The sequence below is a fragment of the Roseateles sp. P5_B10 genome (assembly GCF_056400485.1).
In genome coordinates this window covers 1-1,718 of record NZ_JBFULE010000992.1, presented here as the reverse complement: position 1 = coordinate 1,718, position 1,718 = coordinate 1, and the positions used below count along the sequence as shown (strand labels likewise).

Genomic DNA, 1,718 nt, shown 5'->3' with positions numbered 1-1,718 from the left:
GGTGCAGGATGCGGCTGACCATCGGCAGGTGGGTGGCGATGTCCTCGATGTGGTCGACGATCAGCGTCGCATCTGCCTTCTTGGCCAGCGGGCTCTGGCTGGCCGTGATGGCCACGACCTTGGCGCCGCGTTCCTGCGCCTTCTCGACGACGGACAGCAGCTCGGGCAGGCGGCCGCCGCTGCTGATGACGACGGCCACGTCGCCCTCGCGCAGCACATCGGCGGCCAGCAGCTGCAGGCGCGGGTCGGTGTAGGCGCCGCAGGGCATGCCAAAGCGCAGGAATTTGAACTGCGCGTCCTGGGCGACGACGCCGTAATGGCCGAGGGCGAAGAACTCGATGCGGTGAGCCGACAGCAGCATGTCGATGGYGCGGTCGATGGTGTCGCGGTTCAGATGGCTGCGCACCTGCAGGATGGCGCTGGCGGTGTTGCCCAGCACCTTGGCGCCCAGCTCCAGCATGGAGTCGTTGGTGTTGACCTGGGTGTGCGTCACCGGCACCGTGCCCGTCAGGCCGGAAGCCAGGCGCAGCTTGAAGTCGGACAGGCCCTCGCAACCCAGCGAGCGGCAGAAGCGGATGACAGTCGGCTGGCTGACACCGGCGGCGCGGGCAATCTCGGCGATGGGGTCGTTCAGCACCGAGCGCGGCTGGGCGAGCACCAGGTCAGCCACGCGCAGCTCGGCGGGTGACAGCTCGCTGCGGGCGCGGCGGATCTGGCCGAGGATGGCCGAGCCGGGCGAGGCCTGCAGGTTGCGCAGCTGGTTTTCAAGAATGGCCGAGGCGCCCTTGAAGGTGGCGTGCTCGGCCGTGATGACGAAGGTCGGGATGGCCGACACGTACTCGCGGAAGCGCCCCTTGTCCTCGAAGCGCTCGCGAAACGGGCTGCGGTCGAAGTACTCGCCCAGGCGCGGCACGATGCCGCCGCCGATATAGATGCCACCCAGCGAACCCAGCGTGACGGCCAGGTTGGCCGCGCAGGTGCCAAGCAGGCCGCAGAAGACTTCCAGTGTTTCCAGGCACAGCGCGTCGCCATCCTCCAGCGCGCGTTGGGTGATGGCAGGCGCCTGCAGCGGCTCGGTGGCCACGCCGTTGCGGTCGGCCAGGGCCTTGTAGATCAGCTCCAGGCCGGGGCCGGAGATCAGGCGCTCATAGGAGACGTGGTCGAGCGTCTTCCAGGCGAACTTCAGGATGTCCATCTCGCGCTCATCACGCGGGCCGAAGTTGACGTGGCCGCCCTCAGTGCCGAGCGCAATCCAGCCTTCCCCGGCCGGGATCAGCCCCGACACGCCCAGGCCCGTACCCGCGCCCAGCAGGCCGATGACGCTGGGCCGGCGCGCCTGGCCGCCGCCGACCTGGTGCACATCCACTTCGGCCAGCCGGGGCAGGGCCATGGCCAGGGCGGTGAAGTCGTTGACGACGACGAGGGTGTCCAGGCTCAGGCGCTGGCGCATCTCGTCGATGGAGAACTGCCAGTGGTAGTTGGTCATGCGCACCCGATCGCCTTCGACCGGGTTGGCGATGGCGATGGCCGCATGCGCGATTTGCTGTGCGCCGCCGTCCTGCCAGCTCAGGCCTTGCAGATAGGCGCGCACGGCGGCGTGGAAGTCGGCGTGGTCGGCGCAGCGCAGCGAGGCCATCTGCGTGAACTCACCCGGGCCGATTTCCAGCGCGAAACGGGCATAGGTGCCGCCAATATCGGCAAGCAGGCGGGGGCTGTCG

1 protein-coding gene is annotated in these 1,718 nt (G+C 69.0%); it reads right to left on the bottom strand.

Annotated elements, in window-relative coordinates; translation table 11 throughout:
* On the bottom strand, positions 1-1,718 hold a 1,718-nt coding region (locus tag AC1DU6_RS30085), incomplete at both ends, for a glucokinase (RefSeq protein WP_477861703.1).